General features: G+C 65.1%; 5 protein-coding genes. 3 read left to right on the top strand and 2 right to left on the bottom strand.

Annotation, left to right across the window (positions count from 1 at the left end):
- Positions 1–180 precede the first annotated feature (180 nt).
- Positions 181–621, top strand: a complete 441-nt coding sequence (locus tag ACFE99_RS18165; RefSeq protein ID WP_375487693.1) for a hypothetical protein — start codon at positions 181–183, stop codon at positions 619–621.
- On the opposite strand, the gene ACFE99_RS18160 is transcribed toward ACFE99_RS18165, so the two are convergent.
- Positions 618–911 (bottom strand): hypothetical protein, encoded by a 294-nt coding sequence (locus tag ACFE99_RS18160; RefSeq protein WP_375487691.1) that lies wholly within the window; start codon positions 909–911, stop codon positions 618–620. The two genes, ACFE99_RS18165 and ACFE99_RS18160, sit on opposite strands and share 4 nt — an antisense overlap.
- Before the next feature lie 344 nt (positions 912–1,255).
- Between ACFE99_RS18160 and ACFE99_RS18155 the strand changes: the two genes are divergently transcribed.
- On the top strand, positions 1,256–4,069 hold the full coding sequence (locus tag ACFE99_RS18155; RefSeq protein ID WP_375487689.1) for a heterodisulfide reductase-related iron-sulfur binding cluster: 2,814 nt from the start codon (positions 1,256–1,258) through the stop codon (positions 4,067–4,069).
- 15 nt (positions 4,070–4,084) lie between these two features.
- Positions 4,085–5,377, top strand: a complete 1,293-nt coding sequence (locus ACFE99_RS18150; RefSeq protein ID WP_375487687.1) for a pyridoxal phosphate-dependent aminotransferase — start codon at positions 4,085–4,087, stop codon at positions 5,375–5,377.
- Positions 5,378–5,543: 166 nt separating this feature from the next.
- Here ACFE99_RS18150 and ACFE99_RS18145 read toward each other — a convergent pair.
- The coding region (locus ACFE99_RS18145; protein ID WP_375487685.1) for a DUF732 domain-containing protein at positions 5,544–5,825 on the bottom strand (282 nt) is incomplete at its 5' end.

The following is a 5,825-nucleotide window of genomic DNA, read 5'->3' as shown; positions in this document are numbered from 1 at the left end:
CACCACGACCGACACAGGAACGACGACCACCACTACGAGCACGGCGCCACCCGGCGCGTTCAACCCGCCGTCGCAGATCACGCTTCCCCCTTTGCCCAATGTCATTAACTTGCCGCCGGGCCTCTGACCTCAGCCGCGCCGCTGGTGGTTGGAGTGCAGTAGTCGATACGATCGCTCTTCGTGGGGGGCAGCGAACCACCAGACCACGCAGGCCGCCGCTCCAATGACGATTCGCAATTCGGCGGGCACACCGCGGATCTGGACGACCAATCTTCGGCGTGGTATCTCAAGCCCTGGGTGCTGGCAATTTGGGGCGTAATGGTCGTGCTTTTGATCGCGGTCATCGTCTACGGACTTCTCGTGCTGTCCGGTAGCGGTGGCGGGGGCACACCGTCGACTACCACTCCGTCGAAGAGCACGACGTCGTCGACCACCACGTCGTCAGCCACGACGACCACCGGGACCACCGCGACCACGACGTCCGCCGTGCCGGTGCCGCCCGTCGCACCCTCCACGGCGACGTCGGTGCCGCCCGTAGCACCCGCGCCGACGAGCACGCACCGCCACCACTGGTGGAACGACTACGCTCCCAGCATCCGCGCCCCAGAGCGCAGCCCCTAACCACAGCCGCGCCCAATTGCCTTGGTGCGCTTGGCGTAACGGCTCCGCCTGCCCTCGCCACCGTCGGCGGGAAAGTGAAACCTGCGCGGCACAACATGATTAGGAAATACCGGATACGGGGTCAAGATCAGCACCGCCAACGCCAAGCCGACCAACAGCACGAGCAACGTCACGACGCCGAGCCGACCATCCACCACCCGGCCAGCACCACCGCCGGTGGTTACGGTGACCGAAACTGAAGGCACCACCGAGACGTCGATCGTGACACCGCCTCCGTCGACCGTCGTCACGACCACGACTCAGCCCGCCAGCACGACCTCCCCGCCCCCCGTCACGACCCCGACGACGACGAGGCCGACGAACCCGTACCTGTCTCCGGGCGTGACGTCAAGCCCGCCGCCGATCACCAATCCCGCGATACCGATCTATCCGGGCCCCGCCACCACGTACGGGCCCTAGCACTTGAGCAACGGCCAAGCGGCGTCAGGTTAGGGCAGCCTTTGTCGCGGCAAATGCCGCGAAGATGTCACTATGAGCAGGCCGAGCAGCACCTCAGCAGGCGCAGCAGTCAAGTTACCAGCTAGTAACATCGGCTTGGTTACCGCTCAGTAACGGCGAATTGGAGAGACGCTCCGTGGACACGCAGATGCTGATCAGACTCGTGGTGGGCCTAGGCATGACGGCGATCGTGGGGTTGTTCGCCGCCAGGCGCGTCGGCTGGCTGGCGAAGCTCACGCTGTCGGGGCAGCCAGCCACCGGGCGCACCGACAATCTCGGCACTCGGGTATGGACGGAGGTTTCGGAGGTATTCGGGCAGCGCCGGCTGCTGAAATGGTCAATCCCGGGCCTGGCCCACTTCTTCACGATGTGGGGCTTCTTTATCCTGCTCACCGTCTACATCGAGGCCTACGGACTGCTGTTCCAGCCGAACTTCCACATCCCGATCATCGGCCGGTGGGACGTGCTGGGTTTTCTGCAGGACTTCTTCGCCACGGCGGTGTTCGTCGGTATCACCACGTTCGCGATCATCCGCATCGTGCGCAGCCCGCGTGAGATCGGCCGCACGTCGCGGTTCTACGGCTCGCACACCGGCGGTGCCTGGCTGATCTTGTTCATGATCTTCAACGTCATCTGGACGTATGTGCTGGTCCGCGGCTCCGCGGTCAACAACGGCACGCTGCCGTACGGCAAGGCGGCGTTTCTCTCGCAGCTGTCCGGCGTGATCCTGAAGCCGCTCGGCCACACCGGCAACGAAGTCCTGGAAACGGTGGCCTTGCTGTTGCACATCGGCGTCATGCTGGCGTTTTTGATCATCGTGCTCCACTCCAAGCACCTGCACATCTTCCTGGCGCCGATCAACGTCATCTTCAAGCGGCTGCCCGACGGGCTCGGCCCGCTGCTGGCCATCGAGGCCGACGGCAAACCGATCGACTTCGAAAACCCGCCAGACGACGCCACATTCGGCCGCGGCAAGATCGAGGACTTCAGCTGGAAGGCGATGCTGGACTTCGCCACCTGTACCGAGTGCGGCCGCTGCCAATCGCAGTGCCCGGCGTGGAACACCGGCAAGCCGCTCTCCCCCAAGCTCGTCATCATGGATCTGCGCGACCACTGGATGGCTAAGGCGCCCTACATACTTGGTGAGAAGGAGGCCGACGCCGAGGGCGGCTACATCGAGTCTGGTCGCGGCGAAGGCCACCATGTTCCCGAATCGGGGTTCGGCCGGGTGCCCGGCTCGGGTCCAGAGCAGGTCAACCGCCCGCTGGTCGGCACCGCCGAACAAGGCGGGGTGATCGACCCCGACGTGCTGTGGTCGTGTGTCACCTGCGGCGCCTGCGTCGAGCAGTGCCCGGTCGACATCGAGCACGTCGACCACATTGTTGATATGCGCCGCTACCAGGTGATGATGGAATCGGAGTTCCCCTCCGAGCTTTCGGTGCTGTTCAAGAACTTGGAGACCAAGGCCAACCCGTGGGGCCAAAACGCCTCCGACCGCACCAACTGGATCGACGAAGTCGACTTCGACGTCGCGGTCTACGGCCAAGACGTCGACACCTTCGACGGCTATGAATACCTGTTCTGGGTGGGCTGCGCGGGAGCCTACGACGACAAGGCCAAGAAGACCACGAAGGCCGTCGCCGAACTGCTGGCCATCGCCGGGGTGAAGTTCATGGTGCTGGGCACCGGGGAAACCTGTAACGGTGACTCCGCGCGCCGGTCCGGAAATGAGTTTTTGTTCCAGCAGCTCGCACAGCAGGCCGTCGAGACGCTCGACGGAGTGTTCGAGGGTGTGGAGACGGTCGACCGCAAGATCGTCGTCACGTGCCCGCACTGCTTCAACACTTTGGGCCGCGAATACAAGCAGCTGGGCGCCAACTACACGGTGTTGCACCACACCCAGCTGCTCAACCGGCTGGTGCGCGACAAGAAGCTGGTCCCGGTCAAGCCCGTCGACGGCGACGGGAGCGGCCCCTCGATCACCTACCACGACCCGTGCTACCTGGGCCGGCACAACAAGGTCTACGAAGCCCCGCGTGAGCTGATCGGGGCCTCCGGCGCGACGCTGACCGAGATGCCGCGGCACGCCGAGCGCAGCTTCTGCTGCGGCGCCGGCGGGGCGCGCATGTGGATGGAAGAGCACATCGGAAAACGGATCAACCACGAACGCGTCGACGAGGCACTGGCCACGGGCGCCACCACGGTCGCCACGGCCTGCCCGTTCTGCCGGGTGATGGTCAGCGACGGTGTCAACGACCGAGCCGAAGCTGCCGGCCGCGAGAATGTTGACGTGCGCGACGTCGCCAACCTGTTGCTGGATTCCATCGACCGCAGCGCGGTGACGCTGCCCGCCAAGGGCACGGCCGCCAAGCAGGCCGCCGAGGGCGCCCCCAAGGCCGCGGCGGCGCCGGCCGCGCCGGCTAAGGGAACCACACCGCCACCGGCTCAGGCCGCCACGCCCACACAGGAGAAGCCCGCCCAGGAGAAGCTCGCCAAAGCGGGGCCGCCGCCTGCCGCTAAAGGCCTGGGTATCGCCGGAGGCGCCAAGCGCCCGGGCGCCAAGAAAGCGGCGGCTGCCGCGCAGCCAACCACCACCGAGGAGGCCAAGCCGCCCGCCGCGCCCGCCAAGGGACTGGGCCTTGCCGCCGGTGCCAAACGACCAGGCGCCAAGAAAGCCGCCGTGCCAACGGAATCCGCCGCGACCGTGGAACCCGAAGCGAAAACCGAAGCAGCAGAAGCAAAGCCGCCTGCTACGCCGGTCAAGGGCCTGGGAATCGCTGCCGGCGCTAAACGGCCCGGCGCCAAGAAGACCGCTACGCAACCTGCTGCCCCAGAGCAAACGACATCCGAAGCCGCTGCCTCCGACTCCGACGGTGACCGAGAAACGCAGACGCCACCCGTGAAAGGTTTGGGCATTGCCCGCGGCGCCCGTCCGCCGGGCAAACGCTGACATCAGCAAATTTCATTGGACAAGGGTGGCACTATGGTTGACGTGACGACGCACCAGCTGCCCTGGCATACCAGCGCCCACCACCATCGGCAGCGGACGTTCGCGCAGTCATCCAAACTGCAAGACGTCCTCTACGAGATCCGCGGCCCTGTGCACGCTCACGCCGCGCGGCTGGAAGCCGAAGGGCACCGCATCCTTAAGCTCAACATCGGCAACCCCGCGCCGTTCGGGTTCGAGGCGCCCGACGTGATCATGCGCGACATCATCCAGGCGCTGCCGTACGCGCAGGGCTACTCGGACTCCAAAGGCATCCTGCCGGCGCGGCGCGCCGTGGTCACCCGGTACGAACTCGTCGACGGCTTCCCGCAATTGGATGTCGACGACGTCTACCTGGGCAACGGCGTCTCCGAATTGATCACCATGACGCTGCAGGCCTTGCTGGACAACGGCGATCAGGTGCTGATCCCCACACCGGACTACCCACTGTGGACGGCGTCGACGTCATTGGCCGGCGGGACACCAGTGCATTACCTGTGCGACGAAACCCAGGGCTGGCAGCCCGACATCGCGGACCTGGAATCGAAGATCACCGAACGCACCAAAGCGCTGGTCGTCATCAACCCGAACAACCCCACCGGCGCCGTCTACAGCCGCGAAATCCTCACTCAGATGGCGGATTTGGCGCGCAAGCACCAGCTGCTGCTGCTCGCTGACGAGATCTACGACAAGATCCTCTACGACGACGCCAAGCACATAAGCATGGCCTCGGTGGCGCCCGACCTGTTGTGCCTGACGTTCAACGGCTTGTCAAAGGCTTACCGAGTAGCCGGATACCGGGCCGGCTGGCTGGTGATCACCGGTCCAAAAGACCACGCCAGCAGCTTCATCGAAGGCATCAGCCTGCTGGCGAACATGCGGCTGTGCCCGAATGTACCTGCCCAGCATGCGATTCAAGTGGCCCTCGGCGGTCACCAGAGCATCGAGGATCTGGTGCTGCCGGGCGGCCGGCTGCGCGAGCAGCGCGACGTCGCATGGTCCAAACTCAACGACATCCCCGGTGTGTCGTGCGTCAAACCGGCCGGTGCGCTGTACACGTTTCCCCGGCTCGACCCGGAGGTGTACGAGATCGAGGACGACGAGCAGCTTGTCTTGGATCTACTGCTACAAGAGAAGATCCTCGTCACCCAGGGCACTGGATTCAATTGGCCCGCACCAGATCACCTGCGCATCGTCACGCTGCCGTGGTCGCGTGATCTGGCCAGCGCGATCGAGCGGCTGGGTAACTTCCTGGCCAGCTACCGCCAATAGTCGCCCGCCGCGACAGCCGCGGTCATCGAGTGTGCGTCTATGTCATCGAGTGTGCGTCTATGTCATCGAGTCTGCACGTATGGCGCGGTTGCCCCAACTTTCTCCGCAGTGAACGCAGAATCGATGCGGTGAGCGCAGGCTCGGCGCCAAGGAAACGCCCGTGCTCCTACGTCAACCCCTGCGGGCAGTACACACTGATGGCGGTGTCGGCGAAAGTGACCGCGGTATCCGCTGACATGCCCGGCGTCCCCGCGACGATGTCTTGAACAATCTCCTGCTCTGTTTCGCCGCGTTCCAGGCGGGAACAAATGCGATGCGCATCGTTGATCGTCGTGTCGCGCGCGGCCGACAGTTGAAGCCCTTGAGCGGTCAGCAGGAAGATGAATCGGCCGTCTTTGTCCAGCAGCCCCGCCCGCGGCGGGGTGGCCGGGGTGGCGGAGGCGGCCGG

Origin of the sequence: uncultured Mycobacterium sp. (genome assembly GCF_964249325.1) — a bacterium.
Lineage (GTDB): Bacteria > Actinomycetota > Actinomycetes > Mycobacteriales > Mycobacteriaceae > Mycobacterium.
The sequence above is the reverse complement of the archived record's forward strand: the minus strand, read 5'-3'. Positions and strand labels throughout refer to the sequence as shown.